Origin of the sequence: Rhizobium vallis, assembly GCF_003985155.1 — a bacterium.
Taxonomy (GTDB): Bacteria; Pseudomonadota; Alphaproteobacteria; order Rhizobiales; family Rhizobiaceae; genus Rhizobium; species Rhizobium vallis.
Window position 1 is genome coordinate 42,409 of record NZ_ML133691.1, and the last position, 19,655, is coordinate 62,063.

General features: G+C 58.7%; 22 protein-coding genes and 3 pseudogenes. 16 read left to right on the forward strand and 9 right to left on the reverse strand.

Going from position 1 to position 19,655, the window contains the following annotated elements:
- Positions 1-77 precede the first annotated feature (77 nt).
- The 12 genes from EFQ99_RS17955 (at position 78) to EFQ99_RS35365 (ending at position 8,085) form a co-directional block, all read left to right on the forward strand.
- Positions 78-533 (forward strand): Hsp20/alpha crystallin family protein, encoded by a 456-nt coding sequence (locus EFQ99_RS17955; RefSeq protein ID WP_245441522.1) that lies wholly within the window; start codon positions 78-80, stop codon positions 531-533.
- A gap of 27 nt (positions 534-560) precedes the next feature.
- Positions 561-944 carry an Hsp20/alpha crystallin family protein gene (locus EFQ99_RS17960; protein ID WP_126922353.1) on the forward strand — a complete coding sequence of 128 codons (384 nt, stop codon included), beginning with the start codon at positions 561-563 and terminating at the stop codon, positions 942-944.
- An 11-nt stretch (positions 945-955) separates the two neighbouring features.
- On the forward strand, positions 956-1,465 hold the full coding sequence (locus EFQ99_RS17965; RefSeq protein ID WP_126922354.1) for an Hsp20/alpha crystallin family protein: 510 nt from the start codon (positions 956-958) through the stop codon (positions 1,463-1,465).
- Between the two features lie 128 nt (positions 1,466-1,593).
- Positions 1,594-2,088 carry a hypothetical protein gene (locus EFQ99_RS17970; protein ID WP_126922355.1) on the forward strand — a complete coding sequence of 165 codons (495 nt, stop codon included), beginning with the start codon at positions 1,594-1,596 and terminating at the stop codon, positions 2,086-2,088.
- A gap of 142 nt (positions 2,089-2,230) precedes the next feature.
- Entirely contained in the window at positions 2,231-2,884 is a 654-nt protein-coding gene (locus EFQ99_RS17975) for a BON domain-containing protein (protein WP_126922356.1), read from the forward strand.
- A gap of 284 nt (positions 2,885-3,168) precedes the next feature.
- Positions 3,169-3,417: a hypothetical protein gene (locus EFQ99_RS17980; protein WP_126922357.1), complete on the forward strand. Its 249-nt coding sequence runs from the start codon at positions 3,169-3,171 to the stop codon at positions 3,415-3,417.
- Complete coding sequence (locus tag EFQ99_RS17985) at positions 3,414-5,123, forward strand: cation:proton antiporter (RefSeq protein WP_126922358.1); 1,710 nt, start codon at positions 3,414-3,416, stop codon at positions 5,121-5,123. Before EFQ99_RS17980 ends, EFQ99_RS17985 begins: the two co-directional genes overlap by 4 nt.
- A gap of 124 nt (positions 5,124-5,247) precedes the next feature.
- Complete coding sequence (locus EFQ99_RS17990) at positions 5,248-5,877, forward strand: HdeD family acid-resistance protein (protein WP_126922359.1); 630 nt, start codon at positions 5,248-5,250, stop codon at positions 5,875-5,877.
- Complete coding sequence (locus tag EFQ99_RS17995) at positions 5,874-6,386, forward strand: redoxin domain-containing protein (RefSeq protein WP_126922360.1); 513 nt, start codon at positions 5,874-5,876, stop codon at positions 6,384-6,386. Before EFQ99_RS17990 ends, EFQ99_RS17995 begins: the two co-directional genes overlap by 4 nt.
- On the forward strand, positions 6,352-6,888 hold the full coding sequence (locus tag EFQ99_RS18000) for a DsbA family protein (RefSeq protein ID WP_126922361.1): 537 nt from the start codon (positions 6,352-6,354) through the stop codon (positions 6,886-6,888). Before EFQ99_RS17995 ends, EFQ99_RS18000 begins: the two co-directional genes overlap by 35 nt.
- Positions 6,889-6,994: 106 nt before the next feature.
- Positions 6,995-7,450, forward strand: coding sequence for a PRC-barrel domain-containing protein (locus tag EFQ99_RS18005; protein ID WP_126922362.1), 456 nt, complete (start codon positions 6,995-6,997; stop codon positions 7,448-7,450).
- Positions 7,451-7,755: 305 nt separating this feature from the next.
- The gene (locus EFQ99_RS35365) at positions 7,756-8,085 is read left to right on the forward strand and encodes a P-loop NTPase family protein (protein ID WP_126922363.1); all 330 of its coding nucleotides are present in this window, start codon (positions 7,756-7,758) and stop codon (positions 8,083-8,085) included.
- Positions 8,086-8,181: 96 nt separating this feature from the next.
- Here the strand turns inward: EFQ99_RS35365 and trxC are convergent, their stop codons facing one another.
- From trxC to EFQ99_RS18030, 4 genes are all read right to left on the reverse strand, one after another.
- Entirely contained in the window at positions 8,182-8,637 is a 456-nt protein-coding gene (trxC, locus tag EFQ99_RS18015) for a thioredoxin TrxC (protein WP_245441523.1), read from the reverse strand.
- Positions 8,638-8,783: 146 nt separating this feature from the next.
- Positions 8,784-9,407 carry a hypothetical protein gene (locus EFQ99_RS18020; protein ID WP_208722785.1) on the reverse strand — a complete coding sequence of 208 codons (624 nt, stop codon included), beginning with the start codon at positions 9,405-9,407 and terminating at the stop codon, positions 8,784-8,786.
- A 272-nt stretch (positions 9,408-9,679) separates the two neighbouring features.
- Positions 9,680-11,830, reverse strand: a complete 2,151-nt coding sequence (locus EFQ99_RS18025; protein WP_245441524.1) for an amylo-alpha-1,6-glucosidase — start codon at positions 11,828-11,830, stop codon at positions 9,680-9,682.
- Positions 11,831-11,903: 73 nt separating this feature from the next.
- Positions 11,904-12,989, reverse strand: coding sequence for a glycosyltransferase family 4 protein (locus tag EFQ99_RS18030; RefSeq protein WP_126922365.1), 1,086 nt, complete (start codon positions 12,987-12,989; stop codon positions 11,904-11,906).
- A gap of 369 nt (positions 12,990-13,358) precedes the next feature.
- Between EFQ99_RS18030 and EFQ99_RS18040 the strand changes: the two genes are divergently transcribed.
- The 3 genes and pseudogenes from EFQ99_RS18040 to EFQ99_RS35550 all read left to right on the forward strand — a co-directional run.
- Complete coding sequence (locus EFQ99_RS18040; protein WP_126922366.1) at positions 13,359-15,212, forward strand: PAS domain-containing protein; 1,854 nt, start codon at positions 13,359-13,361, stop codon at positions 15,210-15,212.
- A gap of 215 nt (positions 15,213-15,427) precedes the next feature.
- Entirely contained in the window at positions 15,428-15,931 is a 504-nt protein-coding gene (locus tag EFQ99_RS18045) for a hypothetical protein (RefSeq protein ID WP_126922367.1), read from the forward strand.
- Between the two features lie 697 nt (positions 15,932-16,628).
- Positions 16,629-16,816, forward strand: a pseudogene (locus tag EFQ99_RS35550) (amidase family protein); the annotation flags it as partial.
- A gap of 27 nt (positions 16,817-16,843) precedes the next feature.
- Here EFQ99_RS35550 and EFQ99_RS18055 read toward each other — a convergent pair.
- Positions 16,844-17,459, reverse strand: a pseudogene (locus EFQ99_RS18055) (IS6 family transposase); the annotation flags it as partial.
- Entirely contained in the window at positions 17,455-18,027 is a 573-nt protein-coding gene (locus tag EFQ99_RS18060) for a hypothetical protein (protein ID WP_126922368.1), read from the reverse strand. The gene EFQ99_RS18060 and the pseudogene EFQ99_RS18055, both read right to left, overlap by 5 nt.
- 133 nt (positions 18,028-18,160) lie before the next feature.
- Between EFQ99_RS18060 and EFQ99_RS18065 the strand changes: the two genes are divergently transcribed.
- Positions 18,161-18,391: a helix-turn-helix domain-containing protein gene (locus tag EFQ99_RS18065; RefSeq protein WP_126922369.1), complete on the forward strand. Its 231-nt coding sequence runs from the start codon at positions 18,161-18,163 to the stop codon at positions 18,389-18,391.
- A gap of 120 nt (positions 18,392-18,511) precedes the next feature.
- On the opposite strand, the pseudogene EFQ99_RS35555 reads toward EFQ99_RS18065, so the two are convergent.
- The 3 genes and pseudogenes from EFQ99_RS35555 to EFQ99_RS18080 form a co-directional block, all read right to left on the reverse strand.
- Positions 18,512-18,655 (reverse strand): annotated as a pseudogene (locus tag EFQ99_RS35555) (integrase); the annotation flags it as partial.
- 86 nt (positions 18,656-18,741) lie between these two features.
- Positions 18,742-19,149, reverse strand: coding sequence for a type II toxin-antitoxin system VapC family toxin (locus EFQ99_RS18075; protein ID WP_126922370.1), 408 nt, complete (start codon positions 19,147-19,149; stop codon positions 18,742-18,744).
- Positions 19,149-19,403: a type II toxin-antitoxin system Phd/YefM family antitoxin gene (locus EFQ99_RS18080; protein ID WP_126922371.1), complete on the reverse strand. Its 255-nt coding sequence runs from the start codon at positions 19,401-19,403 to the stop codon at positions 19,149-19,151. The genes EFQ99_RS18075 and EFQ99_RS18080 overlap by 1 nt, the downstream gene beginning before the upstream one ends.
- Positions 19,404-19,655: the final 252 nt, after the last annotated feature.

Sequence of the window (19,655 nt, forward strand, 5' to 3'; positions counted from 1 at the left end):
GGTCGTCAACGACGACGACGGCAGAACAGCCCATTGTTGACCGCGAATTCCCTACTTTCGGACAAAGGAGAGCAGCCATGAACGGTGAGATGACGTTCAGAGAAATGCCGCCCACGGGCCGACGGTTCGATCCCGTCCGCCAGATGCAGAGGGCACAGACCGACCTAAACAGACTGTTCGGTGGCCTGCGTTTCTACCCCGCAACCGAATTCCCGTTGCTGAACTTCTGGACGGCCTCCGATGGTGCCATCGTCGCGGCGGAGGTCCCCGGCGTCGCGCCTGAGACCCTAGACATCACGATCCGGCGTGACGCCGTCACCGTGCGAGGCAACCGGCTGCCAGAGACGGTCGATGACGGAACCGTCGTGCAACGGCAGGAGCGCACGCATGGTCCCTTCGCGCGCACCGTCGTCCTTCCATTCCTGGTCGACGCCGATAAGGCGTCCGCCAAGTTCGAGCGAGGCATCGTTACGCTGACGTTACCCCGGCCGGAGGACGACAAACCGCACCAGATAAAGGTGACACGGTCTTGACGTCCGCCAACCAAACAGGAGTCAGCGATGAACCAGATCATATTAAATGGGCCTTCAGCTTCAAGCGAGCCGTCAAATGCAGGTCCAATCTTCACGCCTCCGGCCGACATTCTTGAAAAGGGAGAAACGGTGGTCATGCTTGTCGATATTCCGGGCGCCGATCCCGCGAGCCTCGATATCACGCTCGACAATCATATCCTGACAATCATGGCCCGTGTGACGTCGGCGGAACCGGAAGGCTATACGCCGGTCTATCACGAATTCCGAGACGGCACTTATGAGCGCCGCTTCGTATTCTCTGAACAGATGGACGGTGAACACATCGACGCCGTCCTGAAGGACGGCGTTCTCCGACTGACCGTCCCCAAGGCGGCCAACACGGCCAAGAAGATCAACGTCAAGGCAGAATGAAGGAGGACGACATGCGAGTGACCGATCTTATTCCCTGGAAGTCTGCACGTGGGTATGAGCCTGCCGTGCGCAGTGAACGTGATCCCATCGCTACCCTGCAGAACGATGTCAACCGTGCCTTCGATGATTTCCTGCGCCTGGTTAATGTGCCGTTCTCCGGTTTGCCTGCATCGTTTCTCGACAACGGCTCCGGAATCCAGGTCGACGTCGCCGAAACAGACAAGGAAGTGAAGGTCTCGGCGGAACTGCCAGGATTGGATGAGGCCGACGTTGACGTTAAGGTGAGGGACGGCACGCTGATCATCAGCGGCGAGAAAAAGACCGACCGTGAAGCCGAGGAGAATGGCTATATTCTCCGCGAACGTAGTTTCGGTCGCGTTGAGCGACGTTTGCCCCTGCCGGACGGTATCGACGCAGATGCCGCCAAGGCGAGTTTCAAGAGCGGCGTCTTGACCGTCACGATCCCGAAGACGGCTGAGTCGCAGAGCTCTTCAAAGCGCATCCCTGTGCAATCCAATTGACGATCACGGGCGCCTGCCTTCCCTTGAGCGCAACGATGATCCTCCACAACCGAACACGGCGCCGTCACCATGGCGCCGTATTGTTTTTCTAGCACCTTCATGCGTACGTTCGCGAAGAAGGAACGGCAATGAGCGTTTTGCCACGTGTGACGGAACTGACCAGGGAGCGGATTTCACGGGAATTCGACGACCTCGGACCAGACGCCTGCCTGGCCGAGATCAAGGCTGACCTGCGCCAGCATAATCCCGAATTGCTCGACATGGCGAGACGCTGGGCCGGCGGCGGAGCCGAAGCTGCCAGCCTCATGACGGCGTTCGGCATGTTCTATAGGCTCCTGGCGGCAGAAGCGGATGTTCCAATGGGCTCCAGTGCCCTTAATCCGCTTCCTCGCGTTTCGATCGAAGTCCGCGACGCCATCGTCAAACGCATCGATCGTACCGACAACGAGACTTTCACCCGCGAAGCGATCGACAATCTCGAAGTCATCAATCCCGAACTCCTGCAGATGGCGCACGGATATGCATCACGACGCTTGGATTATGGCCGGACGATGCGAGGTTTCGCTCTTCTCCATGAAGCGTTGCTTATCCAATCCCGGCGCGATCAAGCCAGTCGTCACTAACTAGCTGTTGCGCAGGATCCACCCGAATCTGACAATCGTCAAGGCGCGCAGGATGCCCCCGTCCTAGTATTTCTCCCGCTGCACCCGCACGATGGTTCAAGTCGGCTGTTGCAGGTCAAAAGCATCAAACAAGGAGATTGAGATGACGACGGATAGTGACATCAAGCGCGACGTCGAAGCAGAACTGAAATGGGACCCGGACATCGATGCGACGGATATTGCCGTTGCGGTGAAGGGCGGCGTCGTGACCCTGACCGGTTTCGTACACAGCTACGTGCATAAATATCAGGCCGAACGGGATGTGAAGCGTGTCTCCGGCGTCACGGGAGTTGCCAACGACATCGAAGTCCGACTTCTTTCAGGCAGCGAACGGCCGGATCCGGAAATCGCACGCGATGCAGTCGCCGCCCTCAAAGCGGAACTGCCCTATTCCTCCCAGAACATGAAAGTAATCGTCAAGAGTGGCTGGGTAGAACTCGAGGGTAGCGCCGAGTGGAACTACCAGCGCATTCGTGCTGAAGAGGCGATGCGGCGGGTCAAAGGCATCAAGGGGGTTAGGAACTTGATCGTCCTCAAGCCTAGCGTGGCCCCGTCCGAGATCAAGAGCAAGATCGAAGAAGCCTTTCGCCGCAATGCGGAGGTCGACGCCAAACACGTCATCGTCGAAGCCAGCGGCAGCGAGGTGATCCTGAAGGGCTCAGTACGATCTTGGGCCGAGCGGCAGGAGGCCGAACGCGCCGCCTGGCGTGCGCCCGGAGTTACCAAGGTCGATAACCGTATCACCATCAGCGTCTGACGCGCCCCGCGGCAGCCGATCGGCTTGGCCCGGGCCAGTCCCTTGAATGATGCGCTGAAGCCGTTACGGGAATCGTGGCGGCCGGCGCATCATTTCGGCTCTGATGGGTCGGACGGAATGCTCGTTCGACCTTACGGGCCGTTGCTTGCTGATTGCCCGGCTGATGTGAGGAGGGAACGTCTTGTTTCGCTGGTCGCCCAGACCCTAGCCCGCGCTAGCGTCGCGAAAATTGAGTAGATCATCGATGTTGTTGCCAGAACAGTCACTCGAATAAGGACGGCGTGATGCATGCCGGGCGAGAAAAACTGGCCAGACCTGAGTTGCGCGGTACGGACGGCCATTCCGAGACCGCCGACGAGCCGCACGGTTCGGTCTTCGACGCCTGTCTCAAATCCTTCCCCCCAAGCGATCTCCTTCCCTGCAAATTTCCGGATCAAAGCCTGGGCGAAAACACCGGGCCGGTTGAACCCGGCAAGTTGAAAGACGAGCGCAGTTGCCATCTCGTGGCGGTGTACCGCCGACGCACACGATGACCGAACACCTGCTGACACAATGTCTCTCCATGATCATGGTCTCCGCCGCTGCTGTCGGGCTCCTCGCCGTGTTTCGAATGCCTGCCGCCATGGGCTACCTCCTGGGGGGGCTTGCGATTGGTCCCTATGGTCTGCATCTCGTGGCACTCGGTGATGATACCCTCTTCCTGGCCGAACTTGGCCTGATCTTCCTGATGTTCATGGTCGGGCTCGAGTTCTCGCTGACCACTTTGCTCGCAGCACGCACCGACGTCCTCTTGGCAGGCAGCCTACAAGTGGGAGCGACACTTGCGACGATTGCCGCCGTGCTATGGTCGCTTGGGCTTGATCCCCGCATCGCCATTCTGCTTGGTGGTGCTGTGGCGATGTCGTCGACGGCCGTTGCCATGAAGCAACTCGCTGAACAAGGCGAGATTTCGAGTCAGCATGGACGCTTTGCCCTCGGCATCCTGTTATTTCAGGATATCGCGACGATCCCCCTTCTCGTCGCCGTAGACAGTTGGTCGAGGCAAGCATCCGTGGATCCGTTCGATCTCGTTGAGCGTCTCGGGCTAGCGGCGATAGCACTCATCGCAGTTTCCATCATCGCCCGCCCGCTTGTACACACTCTTCTTGCCGGTGCTTCCAAATCCCGATCTAGCGACTTGTTTCTCCTGACAGCGCTTTTCACTGCTCTAGGTGCCGCCTATATCGCTCATCTCGCTGGTCTGGCTTTGCCGATTGGTGCCTTTATAGCCGGCATGGTGATCGGCGGGAGCGACTTTCAACACCGCGTAGAGGACGACCTGCGTCCGTTCCGTGACGTCCTCGTCGGCCTGTTTTTTGTCACAGTCGGCATGCAGATAGATTTCCGACTGATCGTGGTGTCTCCTTACGCGATCCTCGCTTGGTGTGCGGTCTTTCTGTTCGGGAAAGTGCTCATTACCTTCGTTGTTGGGCTCATGCTGCACAGGTCCGCCGCGATTGCCCTCCGCGTCGCGGTCATCCTTGCCCACGGCGGAGAATTCGGCCTGCTACTGTTGACCCTGGCCATGAACACCGGCCTGCTGACTTCCGAAGTCGGTCAATCCGTCCTGATTGCCCTTGCGCTCACCATGGGCCTGGCCCCACTGCTGATTCAGCACAGCGCGAAGCTTGTCGAGCATCTCGTCGGCGATCGGCGCGCCCGTGTGGCCGCAACCGAGAATGCTATTTGCACAACAAGCCAATCGCTCGACCGACATGTTGTGCTGTGTGGATGCGGACGTGTCGGCCGCCTCGTTGCGACTGCGTTTGAGGCGGCGAAGATACCCCACGTCGCCATCGAGTCCGATCTCGCGCGTTTCAAAGAAGCCCAACGACAAGGTCACTCGATCGTCCACGGCGATGCCGCGCATCGCAGGATATTGTCCGCAGCAGGCCTCGCAAGGGCCAGGCTGGTCGTCATCACTTTTGATAGGCACTCCGCCGTCGAACGAATCCTAAAGTTTGCGGGCGAGCAGCAGATGGCCATTCCGTGTATCGTCAGTATGGCCGACGATCGGGATATCACGGCTCTCGTCAAAGCCGGCGCGAAAGTCGTCTTCCCTGAAAATCTTGCGGCCGGTCTTGCACTCGCTGACCAATCGCTTTTGCTGTGTGGCCTCACCCAGGAAGAGGCAGGGCGGATCATTACCACCCTTCGCGCCGAGCTCAATCCGGAGCTTCGGAAAAGGGTCGGCATCTGATGACGTGCAGTGCATGAAACGCCACGATCTTGCCGTCGTTGACGATCGTCAAGGCTATAGCTTCCGCCCGCCATTACAGTGCGCAGTGCAGTTACCAAAGAGGTATAAACCGACGAGGTGCCCTATGACCTGGTTCCAGTCCTACAATCCAGACCTAGAGAGCGCACGAAATGCGATGCTCGCAGACAATTGGTGGATCGTTGCGCTGCGGGGCGGATTGGCGATCCTGTTTGGCATCGCTGCCTTCGTTACGCCCGTTGCGACAATGCTCGCGTTTGTAATCGTCTTCGCCGCCTATAGCTTCGTCGACGGAATCTTCAGTATCGCGCTGTCAGTACGAGGCGCTCGCAAGGGTGAGCGCTGGGGTTTGCTTCTGCTCAACGGCCTGTTCGGGATCGCGATTGCCGCCGCAGCGGCGCTCCTTCCAGGCGTCACCGTGCTCGCCTTCGTCTTCATGGTTGCTGCATGGGCGTTGGTGTCCGGTGGTTTGATGCTCGGCGCTGCCATTAGTCTCAGAATTAGCCACGGACGCTGGCTGCTCGTCTTTGGCGCGATCGCCTCTCTAATCTACGGCTTGCTTCTGTTCGCCAGTCCCTTTATCGGCGCCCTCGTGCTCACATGGTGGATGGGAGCTCACGCACTGATCTTCGGCGTGACCCTGATCGTGCTCGCATTCAGGCTGCGTCAGCATCAAGGCCAGCATGCCCCCAACGCCGTGGCGGAATCTGGGTTAAACTTGGGGAGACGGCCATGACCGGCATCCTCGCGAAAGGAACACGTGCGCCTAAGTTCACGCTACATGTAACCCCGGATCAAACCTTGTCGCTCGACGAGTTTGCCGGCAGACGCGTGATCCTCGCCTTTTATCCCGCCGACTGGAGCCCCGTTTGTGGTGACCAGATGAGTCTTTATAACCATATCCTGCCCGAGTTTCGCCGCCACGGCTCGGAGCTTCTCGGCATTTCGGTCGACGGAGCCTGGTGTCACCAGGCGTTCGCGCGTGACCGCAAACTGCACTTTGCACTTCTGTCGGATTTCGAGCCGAAGGGTGCCGTCGCCAAATCTTACGGCGCTTTTCGGAGTGCGGACGGGGTGGCCGAGAGGGCGCTCTTCGTAATCGACGAAAAGGGGATGATCGTGTGGAGTTACTGTTCGCCGATCGCGGTCAATCCGGGCGCCGAGGGTATCCTAGATGCGCTCGAAGCGCTTCCTCCGGTGGAGAAGAAACATGACCCAGCTGAGAGTACCCATAACGTCGCTTGACCACATTCAGGGTGACGACAACGCCATCGTGACCCTTGTCGAATATGGCGACTACGAGTGTCCCCATTGTGCCGCGGCGCAACCAAGCCTGGAACAGATCCTGGCCCACTTCGGCAACCGGCTTCGGCTTGTCTACCGGCATTTCCCGATGGTCGAAGTCCATCCCCATGCCGGGGCGGCGGCTGAGGCTGCGGAATTCGCGGGAGCTCATGGACTGTTTTGGCAGATGCATCATGCGATCTTTGCCAACCAACATCGTTTGAACGTGCCGCTTCTTATTGCACTTGCTGCGAACCTCAAGCTTTCGCCAATCGAGCTGCGTGACGCGCTTGCATCGGGAAGGTTTGCGACAAAGGTCCGAGAGGATTTTATTGGCGGTGTGAGAAGCGGTGTTAACGGAACGCCGACGTTCTTCGTAAATGGACTACGCCATGACAGCCCCTACGGGGTGGCGACGTTGTCCTCAGCGATCGATCAGGCGATCCTTGGTGCTGCGGCGTGATCGGCGTCGCCGCGTGAAGTGACGATCGTCAAGGCGAGCAAGAGAGATTGAGATCATCATTTTAATGCGCATCACAAATGGATGCTTCACTGCGAGGAGATCTATCATGCTTTCTTATGACCATGCCCCCCATTCGGACGCTCAAGCTATTCAGTGCTTTCAATCTGCCTGGCGCGTGAGCCGCCGCGCTGTGTCCAGCTCTATGCTGGCCATTGCCATGCTGTCGGCTTCGGGAAATCCCTCTGCTCGGGCACAAACTGTACAACTCGTCACTGTGGACGTTCAGGCCGTATCCCAAGGGTTTCAGGTGTCCAAACTCATTGGAAAGCGAGTCGAAAACGATAAGAACGAAAAAATCGGAACACTTGACGATCTTGTTATTGCAAAGGACCGCAACCTCTTTGCTATTCTCGAGATCGGCGGCTTCCTAGGGCTTGGAGGCTATTTAGTTGCTGTCCCTTATGAAAGTCTGACCATCAGCGACGATGGAGGTAAAATCACGCTTGCGGGAGCCTCCAAAGATGCACTGCAAAAGCTGCCCGAGTTTCAATTTAAGAAATAGCTGCATCGCTGACGTCAAACTATCGGTCATCCCGAATGTACCCGGTTCCGGATTCGCTGCCAACCGACCTTTCGACCAACAGCATTGGACGGCAGTATTCGGCGAAGCCGACCGGGTCTGCGTAGCCAACTAGGTTTCACGGCGTTTTTAATGGGTCGGCGTGCCAAATCGTCTCGGCGCTACGCCGGACCGCTGCGTTACCGGGCGAAAGATGGGGGACCACCCTTGCGCGTGAAGTCGTCGGCGATGAGTCGGGCCGTCGCTCCCGGGTCACGTAGCGCAATGACCCGGGCCAATATCTCGGCATGGGTTTCGGCCTGTCGCTGAACAAGATGCCCAAACCGGAGCTCGCTGCCAGAGGGCGGGAAGCGGCGCGGATCCTGAAGATGAAATATCTGCTGGACCGCAAGCTCCGATGGTGGCCAGCGTCAACGCGTGCGATCGGCCCGGCGATCGTCCGCACCGACAAGCCGCTCTCGAACTTCGACGCCCGTCCTTCAAGTCGACATGGCGCATGGAACTTGCCAAGTTGCACCCGCGGCATCATTGAGACCGACGGTGGAACCGTGACATTGAGCGTTTCCGTTCGATCGTGGGCTGAGCGGGAGGCCGAACGGGTCGCCTGGAAGTTTTGAAGGCTCTGATGAACCCTTCCCCCAAACGATTGATTGTCAACCGGCAGCGTTTCCAGGCTGGGCGTTGCTCCGCGCCTCGGCCGGCCATAGGCACATCTATGCCGCGGGAAGGGAGGCGAGCCATGCGCGCAAGGTGGCTCGGTCAAGCGCACCGCCGCGATGTGCAAAGAGCACACCTTTGCGAAATATCATCAGCATTGGAATGCTCCTGATCTGAAACCGCGCCGCCAGTGCCGGTTCCGCTTCGATGTCAACCTTCAGAAAGCGCAACGCGGGTTCCATCTCCGCAGTGACGGCCTTGAAGACCGGGGCCATCATCTTGCATGGGCCACACCATTCGGCCCAAAAATCGGCGACCACCGAAATGTCATTGCGTGTGATGTGCCTATCGAAAGCAGCCTTGTCCACAGCGTGTGGGCGGCCGTCAAATAGGCGTCCCGTGCACTTGCCACATTTCGCTCGTCTGGCGTCACGGTCGGCGCCTAATCGGTTGACGCTCAAACAGTAAGGGCAGACAATTTTCATTGTTGAAGGCATCAGCACGAGCGCCACGAGGCCAACTTCGTCGGAAATTGCGCCAGAAGGGGCACAAGGAACAGTACTGCCGCGCAGGCCAAGGCCGCACCATATCGAGAATGCGTGTGGATCATGGTTGTTGCCTCAGCTCTTCATTGCTTTGGGCGCGGCCGGTTTCGGCGTTATTCGGTTTGCGCGATGACATTGGCAAGCGGTAGATCTTCCAGACGCTTATCGATCACGATTTCGTGGACGCGGACCTGCTCTACACCCTGGTCGCGCATAATCTCCTCCGCCTGCCTTTCGGCCTCTTCCGATCGCACCCGCACCCAGAGTACAAGACCGCCTTCGATCATCATGGTTTCGATCATGCTAGCTCGCTCGCGGGTGAGGAACCGTGTGGCAAGGGCCCCGATGCCGCCGCTCGCCGCGCCTGCCGCTGCGGCTGCTGCGAGAGCGGCGGCCAGGCTGCCGCCGGATGCGACGATGCTTAGAGCCGCGACGGTAGCACCAACATAGAACAGCACGCCAGTCGCCCCAACGCGTACCACTGAGACATCGTCCGGCTGAATGAAGGCGCGCCGGGGAGCGCCGGGGACATCGGCGAGTTCTTCCACGGGAATGAAAATGGTTCCGAAGCGGTCTCGGATGGTCGCGCAATCCGCCATGACGTCGATGTCCGCGCGATCGAAACCAGCGTGTTCGAGAGCCTCCACCACATTGTCCAGAATCTTCGGAGTCCGGACGATGCCGGCAACTTCGCGGACAGCACTCTGTGCGAGGATTTCATCGGCTTCTGGCTCCATGGTTATCCGCTCCCCAAAAGGTGACGCTACCTTCATGACTCCGCAAATCATGCCGCGCCTTGACGATCGTCAGGGCGGGTCCAAGACGCAGACGTAAATATCCCCTCAGCCGGCAGTACCTTGCCCATCGGAACAGATTAGGGCAGGCGGCACGTACTCTGGGGCACGTCGGCGCCTATTCTGGATTGTAGTTGTGACCAAACCCATTATAAATTTCCTAGTTGCAGTCCTTCTGCGCTGCATCGTTGACGAGAATGTCAATCCTGCCAAGCTTATACGGTCGTGAGAACTCGGATGTCACCCTTGCGGTCGATTACGTCGACGATGACATGGCGTCCAGAGCGGCGGATGGAAAGGTCGGCCGAGCCGGTGCCAATCAGCAGGTGCCGCAAGGTAACCTCATCGAGGAAGGTCGGAAGCTGCGGCTCGTTGAAACTAATCTCCAGGGTACTCGGATCGAAATCGAGGCCGAGGCAGGATTGCAGCAACGAGAGCGCCGATGCCGCAGCCCAGGCCTGCGGAGAGCAGGCGACCGGATAGAAGGTCGGGCCCTGCGCCCGCTGGCGCGCCAGGCCGCAGAAGAGTTCCGGAAGCCGCCGCAGGTCTATGTAGGTCGAAGCCGCAAACAGTCCCTCGAATATCCGGGCCGTTTCCGCACGATAGCCGTATCGGGCGAGACCACCGGCGATCATGGCGTTGTCATGCGGCCAGATCGACCCGTTGTGGTAACTCATGGGATTGTAGCGCGCTTCCGTTGAGGGAACTGTTCGGATCCCCCAGCCGCAGAATGAACACGCGTTCATCAGCGTGCGGACAACCTGTTGCGCTCGCTCCGCATAAGCAATGCCGGTGAACAGCGCGTGGCCGGCATTGGACGATCGTACCCGGCAAGGGCGCTTGCCTCCGTCGAGGGCCAAGACATATGTGCCGATTTCCTCATCGAAAAAATGGATATCGAACGCGCGACGTAGCGCTTCTGCTTTGGCGAGAAAGCTTTCGGCGCGTTCCGGCCGGTCAATCCGCCTGAAGATCTCCGCCGCAGCCTGCCACGCGCCGTAGCCATAGGCCTGTACTTCAGCGATGGCGATCGGCCCCGTGGCGAGTGTTCCGTCCGCATGGAAGACGGAGTCGTAGCTGTCCTTCCAGGCCTGATTGATCAATCCGTCTTCCGTCAGACGCCCGTATTCGAGGAACCCGTCGCCGTCACGATCGCCATACTCGTCGATCCAAGTCAGCGCCGCCTCGATATTCGGCAGGAGACGGCGGATGGTCGCAAGGTCGCCGGTTCGCTTAAGGTATTCCCCCGCCAGCATCAGGAACAACGGAGTAGAATCGATGCTGCCGTAGTAGCGTCGGAAAGGCACCTCTCCAAGCTCCGCCATCTCGCCATAACGCACCTCATGCAGGATCTTCCCAGGTTCCGCATCAGAAGCAGCGTCGATTTCAGTTGCCTGATTGGCAGCCAGATGGCCAAGGACGCCACGCGCAATCTGCGGATCGAGCCAGAGCGTCTGCAGGGCCGTAATGAGGGCGTCACGGCCGAAGACCGTGCTGAACCATGGAATGCCCGCATAAGGGTAAGGGCCCTCCGGTTTCTGCGTCACCAGCATGTAGAGATCGGAGATGCTCCGCCGCGCCACTTCGTTGAAGATGGTGTTGGATGAGCTGATAAATGCCGCTCGTGACGACGACGCGCGCAGCGCCCGTCGCGCGTTCCTGAGGGCAAAGAAGAAGGAGCGGTAGCCCGACCTGCCGGTGTCAGATGGATCGCAAGCGATCTCGATGAAGAGCGACTTCATCTCGTGTGGCGCGAGGTGCAGGTCGTAAGCGACGCGACCAGCGTTGAGCTGGTCCGGCGGCGGATCGAACGATAGCTGGGTCGAGCGCTTTCGGTTATCGAGACCGACATAGGAGAGAACGACATGCCCTCCCGTCGTGGTGATAGGCAGCTTTTGTCCCCGTTTTAGCCTCACGGTGCCGCGTGCTTCGAACAGATCGGCAAAGTCAGCTGCAAAGGCGATGTCGATCCGAAGGCGCTGGGCCTGTTCGTCGTAGTTTCTGACAGTCAATCGTTCATGGCAGCGGCCATTCCACAGGAAGCGAGATCGGCGCATATGAATGAGATCGTGGCTGAGAACGAGCTTTCCACCCTTGTCGAACAAATCCGGATTCGTAAGATCGCAGGTGAGCATCGCATTGTCATCGCGCAGCGTCGACGACAAGAGCATCGGCCGTCTGCCATTGATCGCCAGATGCAGATGCGACAGGTACCGGGTATCGCAATGGAAGATGCCGTCCGGACTTTCTGGTCCCGAGAGAACATCGCCGTTATGGTCGAAAATGGCGAAGGTGTCTCCGTGCTTGAGAGTTCGCGGCCGTCGCTCCTGCAGCGATGCGGTTGCCGGAATGAAGAACTGGTCCATCGGAGTATCCGCGCCTGCGGACGCCAATGAATGGATAATGTTTGCAGAGGTCGTTTGCATAGGCGCCTCCCTGTTAAGCGAAGAGCTGAACGGCAGGGGTGTTCGGACGGGGGCACTCAGCGTCCGGAAAAACACCAGTCAGTTGCCGATAGACGTTCAGATAGTCTGCTGCCATCCGCGTGGCCGTAAAGCGCTGCTCGAACGTGTCGCGTATCCTGCGCCGATCAAGCCGCAGCGCCCATTCGACGTTTTCGGCAGCTTCGGTGACATTGTCGACCAGAACGCCGGAAACGCCATTTTCTATGATTTCCGGCGTCGAGCCGCAGCGGAAGGCGATGACGGGCGTGCCGCAAGCCATTGCCTCTATCATTACCAGCCCGAATGGCTCGGGCCAGTCGATCGGGAACAGCAGGGCTCTGGCATTGCCGAGGAACTCCGCCTTCTGGTGCTCGTCGATCTCACCGACGAATTCGATATTGGAATGTCTGTTCACCATCGGCTCGATCGCTGTCTTCCAATATGCCCTATCGACGTGGTCGATCTTGGCGGCGATCTTCAGCGGCATTTCAGCCCGCACGGCAATTTCTATTGCCCGATCGGGTCGTTTTTCGGGGGATACACGGCCGAGGAAGGCGAGATAATTGCCTTTCGGCTTTTGCGTGAAGGAAAGGAGGTCGGATGGCAGGCCGTGATAGACCGTACCTAGCCAATTGACCGGCGGCATTGGCCGACGCTGATCATCCGAGATCGATACCAGCGGAACCTCCGGAAAGCATTGGTACAGTGGGCGCAGGTCCGGCAGATCGAGCCGCCCATGCAGCGTTGTCACGGTGCGATCGGCAAATTCACTAATCAGCGGGAAATGCAACACGTCGATGTGGAAATGCAGGATATCGAACTCACGCGCATGACGCCGGATTACCTCCAGCATCAGGACCTGATGGGGCAGGTGGTCCTCAATGGCTGGATTGAGCCTCAAGGCGACGTCCGAACATGGCACGAGCGTAGCCTCAGTGACGGAATCGCCGCTCGCAAACAGGGTGACGTCGTGGCCTTGTGCAACCAGTTCTTCGGTGAGATAGGAGACAATACGCTCCGTTCCTCCGTAGAGCCTGGGCGGCACCCTTTCTGCAAGCGGCGCGATTTGGGCGATTCGCATTGGCAAATTTCCGCAGGTGATCCACTACCGCTCCCCCACCAGGGTCGGCACGTCAGATGTTGCCGTTGACCAATTTCTCGAATAACTGCTTCTATCCCTTCGATCGGCGACTTCTCGCATCAACTCATGGCCGAGAATGTCCCCCGGGCAGCATAGCGGGGATGTTCAATCTTGGCGTCGGACGCCCGTGTCGCAACGGACGTCTTCCATGCCGCGCCAGACTAGGGCTCTCATTTAAATCTCCCTAATGTTCAAAGTAGCACTATCTACATCCGGGAGGATAATGAACATGCGGGCGATGCCTAGGGAACCTTCCGAGGGTTTGGGGGTTCGTTGGCCATCCCTGCAACTTCTGCAACAAGGTCGAGCATGACGTCCGACATTCCTAACGCCGGCACAGGGTCGGATCTGGCCGCGCAGGAGGTGGGCGACCTGACGAGGTCGGCCGGAAGGAAAAAGGTGCTCGCCGAGCTCGCCAGCCACTGCCGGCTCCTCGAGGCGATGCTCGCATCTATCCCCGACTTTGTTTACGCCTTCGATCGGCAGCGGCGCTTTGTTTATGCCAACCCAGCAATGCTCGCGCTTTCATCAGACGAGATGATTGGCAAGAGCTTCGCCGACCTCGACTATCCTGCGGACCTTGCGGACCGCCTCAATGGGCACATCGACCACATCCTGAGGGACGCGGTCAATGTCGAGGACGAATTCCTCTACCGCGACCCGACCGGCTCCCTCGCTTACTTCCAGTTCGCGTGGGGACCGGTCCGTGCCGAGGACGGTTCGGTCGAGCGGGTGGTTGGCATGTCGCGTGACATCAGCGAGCGCCGCTTCTTGGAGGAGGCTTTGAGGGAGAACGAAGCTCGCCTGCGCGCCGCGACGGAGCTGGCGGGCCTGGGTATCTATTCCTGGGATCCGGTCACCGGAGCACTGGAATGGGACACGCGCTTGCGGGCGATGTGGGGCCTCCCGCCGCACATCGAGGTCACTACGGAAGTGTTCGAGGCAGCTATTCATCCTGACGATCTGCCATACGTACGCCGTGCGATCGCGGCATGTGTCGATCCGGCGGGCGATGGGCGCTACAACGTCGAGTATCGGCTGAGGGGGCGCAACGGCAACGGCACGCGCTACATCGCGACCTCGGGCCAAACGACCTTCTCGCACGGGCGCGCCACCGGTTTCATCGGTGCCGCGATCGACATCACAACCCTGCGCTGCAGCGAGGTAGCGATCCGGGCGAGCGAGGCGCTGTTTCGCAGCTTCGCGAACAATAGCAGCAGCCTGATCTGGATCGTTGATTCGGTCGAAGCGATGATCATCTATCGCAGCGCCGCCTATGAGAAGATCTGGGGGTTTCCAAGTCCGGAGGTGCCCGCTCCATTCGCTGAATGGTTGCAAAATGTTCATCCCGACGATCGACATCAGGTCGAACGTGCGCTTACCTCCGTTGGGGCCGGGGAAGTCGCGCAATTCGAGTATAGGATCGTCCGGCCGGTCGACGGCGCAATCCGCTCGCTTCGAGACACGAGCTTTCCGATCCTCGATGAGCAAGGCGCCGTGACCCGGATCGGCGGGATCACCGAGGACCTCACCAAGGACGATATCCGCCAAGCTTATATTATTTGCAGTAGGGCCGCTGACGCCCGCCGCCTGGCTGGTATTGTCAGAACCGAAGGTTATCGGGCGCGAACCTTTGCAAGCGGCTCCGCCTTTCTTGACGTGGCCCCAGTGCTAGCGCCCGGCTGTGTGCTCGTCGATCTCCGCAAGGCGAGAGACGAGGGCCTCTCAATCCTGCGCGAGGTTAAGGCGCGATCCATTCCTCTGCCAATGATCGCCCTGGACGCACCGGGCGCGGATGTCGAGGCGGCCGTCACCGCGATGAAGGCCGGCGCTATCGACTACGTATTCGTGGCAAAGGAAGCATTCCTTCGCCCCACGCTCTCCAAAGCCATGGCGGAATGTCTCGGGACCATGCGGCCAATGAAGCGCGACGAAAAAGCTGGTGCCCGAATCGCCAGATTGACGCCCCGGGAACGCGAGGTGCTGTTCGGCCTGGTTGAGGGCGGAACCAATAAATCAATTGGACAGAAGCTCGGGATCAGCCCGCGCACAGTGGAGCTGCATCGTTCGCAAGTCATGAACCGTCTAAACGCGAGCAGCCTGACGGAGTTGCTCCAGATCGCGCTCGTCGCGGGAATTGCACCTGCGATCGGGGAGGAGTGATTTCGGCATCAGCACACCATTCTGGAACCTGGGCGACTTTTCGTTATAGAGCCAGGAAAGCACGGGTTTTCCTCCTGTGCGATCCGCCGTTACGAGACTTGCCCCGCCTCGGCGCGGGGGCCGTTTTTGAGCGGCGCAGAAGCATGCAATCGGCATGGCAGTAGCCTGAGGATCATAGACCCGCCTGGAAACGAAAAGTTCGCGACGATGACGAAATGATCTACGCAGACGATGCGATCATAAGGGCAGCTAGTGCCAAGTCCCTAAGGCTTGCGGGTTTTGGAGCCAGTTCCGCGGCCATGTCCGCACCATCGGGCGCGACACCTCAATCGCGTCCAACTTCAGGACGCTATGAGCGTGTGCGCAGAGAAACCGTTGACGAGAAAAAAGCACGTGCCGAGGAGGAGCTGAAGCACAGGCGGGACCGGGCCGCATTTACCGCGAATAAGCGGCGTTATCTCGGGCGCCAGATTGACTTTGATCTTCCGGCACCAATTACGGTCGGGAGAAACACATTCAGATCCGTCCGGGTCCGCTGTGGCGTTTCACTCGACTTCCTGGGAGAGTTGTCCAAGCATCCATTGGTAGAAGACCCCATTCAGGAAATCGACGGTGATCTCAAGATCGCGAAAGAACGCACGACCACAGACGTCAGCCGGAAAGGCGCTCGAATGCATGTTGGCGAAGCCTTTGTTTCCGAAATCGATCTGCGTTCGTGAAGTAGGCCTCTGCGTAACTGGACCACCAGAAGCCAACGTCCTTTAAAAACTGTCGGAGATGATAGACCGTGAATACCTTTTAGAATCAGCACCGAAACCCGCCTAGGCTCGATCAACTTTCTGAGATGCTTAGGTGTTTTAATCGATGGTCGTCGGTTCGTATCTCATCAAGAGCCTAACCAACTCAACAAAGCAGCTTTCAATCCGAGGCGGACAATTGGCCGCTGGTCGGCTCGTGAGTCCAGCAGACAAAGCCCGCGATGCGACGGTCGTTTGGTGATAACGCGGCGGCAAGGCGGGTGCTACTGCCTAATGTTGTCCGATCGCCCCAAGCCGAACTAACGCATATCCGACGCCACCAATCTGAATCAAAAGGTCTGCTCTCATTTCTCTATCGGTGACCACCTTAATTTTGGTCCATTTGTCTACCTTGGTATCGAGCGGGAGAGGCAATCCTTCTCGCAGCAGGAGGGTAAGCTCAGGTGCTCTTTCCGACTTATAGATACAAATCCTCATCGAACGTAACCCTAACTGCACAGGTTTGTGACAGCTATATTGCAGTGCGTTATTAATTATTGCAATGCCGCAATGCCATTCTGTGCAATGTGGCGAGGTTATGTTCCCGTACTCCTGTCCATCTACTACCGCTTCTTCCGACTATGTGCATGAGAAAGCCGTAGACCAACCAGCTTCCGGCATCTGGCTGCACGCCGCGATCAACGACCTCATTGGCTGGCGAGCCGACACATGGGAGTCTCGACAACAGGGCACTACGTCCGCGGGCAGCCAAGCTTCGATGTGCCAGGCTTCATGACGAAAAGCCTTGAACCACCGGCCGCGGTGATGAGTGCACTTAGTATGCCCACGGCAAATGACCGGCGGTCATACTGGTCCGCAGGCGATGTCACGTTGTTACAGTGAGGCCGAACGTTTTGCGTCGGTCACGGCTTGCCACGGCGCGATTGCGTAGATCCGATGGATGTGGGTGGCGAGGGCGGAGCGTTTCTGGTGCGGTGGGACGAAAAGATTTCTGTCTGCCGAAAAGACCCAGATGAAACGTTGTAGCCCGCCCGGGGCTCGGAAGCACCACATCATTCGCTCCCGTTTGTAAGAGGCAGATGGGAAATTTCCGCCCGGTTGTTCAGCCCCTTGTGCGATCTATGGTCGATAGCAGGCATCACATGCCGTCTTGCCGCTCCACATGAGCGTAGTTTATCGGTAACGATCCGCTTGGGCGACAGACTTGCTTTTTCAACAGCCTGATCAACAATCGCTTGGCCTTGGTGTCGCGACGAGCTTGGACGATTTCGTCGAGAACATAGCCGTTCTAGTCCACGGCTCGCCAAAGCCAGTGTTTCCGCCACCGCTCGTCCAGATGCCAGATGTCCTGTCGTGAGGGCTTCTTTCTCTGCAGTTGCTTGGCGTAGGCCGCGCCAAACTTGCCGCCCCAGCGCCAGATTGTTTCATAGGAGACGACGATGCCGCGCTCCAGAAGCATTTCTTCCACCAGTCGCAGGCTGCTGCTAAACACGGTGAAACGCTCGTTGCGTTGCCGTGACCTGACGAGCTGCGCTGCCGCCCGACGATATTTGGGCGTCGATCTTTAGCAAATCAGCGATGACCGAACGGAGCTGTGGCCAAGGATGCTCATCGCTTGAAGCGGCTGGCTGCCATTTGGCGAGCATGGCATGGAGCTTCGCGGTCGCGCCGACGATCGATTCCGCTGGTGTATCCCATAGCATCTCGGCCACGTCGTCCTCCAGGGTGGCCGCCCGTTCTTCGTCCTGGACCGCCTCGCTATACCCAATCTGCTGGTCGGCCGCCTTCCAGGCCTCGGGCGCATCGGATGGCCTACCAACCATCGCGAACAGTCTTTTTTCGAGCCCTTGCTGCCGCAGGCATGATTCGATCAGCCGATGGCGAGCCGCGCACCATTGACGCCAGATGGTAAAGGCGAGATCGACATTCCAGATATCCAACGCCGCCGTAAGCCGCGCCGCAACCTCGGGATGTGTGGGAAAAGACGCCACCACGAAGGAATGGAGGTCTCCCTGCGTGACCGCAGGTAAAGTTCTGCTATTGTCGGAATCAGCCATGATCCGAGCTCCTGACAGCTTGCTTGTGGTCAGGCTGCATTCGGTGTTCCAGCACCGTATGCAGCTGATTAATTAGTCACTCTATACAGGGCAACTTTTAAATGTGCAATCAAAATCACCATGGTATGGTGATATGAAGGGTATTCAGTGTAAGTTGGCACGCGTTGCGCTTGATTGGGGAGTTCTAGATCTTGCAAGGGCAGCAAAGGTCTCGACACAAACTATCACCCGCCTCGAGCGCGGTGAGAATCTGCGACCAAGTACCTTGGAACGTATCCAACGCGTGCTGGAACATGCAGGCATAGAGTTTATTTCAGAAAATGGCGGCGGAGTTGGTGTTCGCTTCAAGAAGCCTGTGTTGTAGACCGTCAAAGGCACAGGCGCCGGCTGACCATCAATGATTGATTCTCGCTTTTGCGCTGACATCAATGATATTGGTGTCGAATGCGGAAAGGGAGCCGCGTCCCTTCGTGTGGCGGCATTAGGCGGCAAAATGCTTCCAGTCGGAGGCGTAAGCCTTGCGGGTGTCGGCGGAGCTGGCGGCCTCGACATAACCGCGGGCCCGATCGGGGAGGCGCTCAAGGTGCGCCGGCAGGGCGGCGTTCGCTTCGGGAACAGGGGAGGGGAGTGCAGTGCCCCAGGGTTCGCGTCACCGTTACACCATCCGGGGGAGAGAGATCGACTTTTGCGGTTCCGAGCCCGTCGCTGAGCCGCTCACGCCGGTGTCTCCCAAGGATTGATCACAGATGCGTCCGTGTCTTCGAAATCCTTGACGTTGCGCGTGACGAGGATCAGGTCGTGGACGATCGCGGTCGCTGCGATCAACCCGTCAGTATCGCCACGCGGCCGGATCGCGGCGATGCGGCCCCATTCGACCGCGATCTGGTCGGTCACTGGCAGGATGCGGTCGCCATGGTCGTGACGCAGCTTGCGCAGCCATTCAGTGAGGTGAGCGGCGGCCTTCGGATCCGACTTCTGTTTCAACGCAATGCCGCGCATAATTTCGCCGAGGGTCAGCGCGCTCAGATGGATGCTGAGCGGGTCGGCTGAGCGCAGCCAGGCAACCGCCTGCGACGTGCCGCGTCGCGCCTCCGAAACGATGTTAGTGTCAACTAGATACATCAGAAGGCCACGTCGCGGCTTGGCGTCTTGGCGCGCGCCTCGACCGCATTGGCGAGCTCATCGTCCCAAGCGGGACCGCCGAGCAGATCGTCGACCAGCGTCGGTCGGCCGGCGCGCAAAGCGTCATAGTCGTGGGCCGACAGCACCACGGCAGTGCGCTCTCCACGAAGCGTGACGATCTGCGGCCCCTCGTGTCGCGCCTTCTGCACCACTTTCGAGAAGTGGTTCTTGGCGTCCTGCAGTTGCCATTCCATTGCTTTGCTCCAAACTAGCTAGACTGTCTAGCTATATACATCTGCTTTTCCAGCTGATGAAAGCTCAATTTCCACCGATCGAGGGTAATTTCGGCCTGAGTCGGTGGGCAGGTAAGCCTTCCGGCGAATCACGCTCGATAGAGCGGATCAGACCGGCAGTCGAGCGTCCACGGCAATCGGGATCTATGATCAAAATTTGCTCGGCAAAGGGTTTGGGAGCGAGGCTATCCGTCTGCTCCTGTAATACGCGTT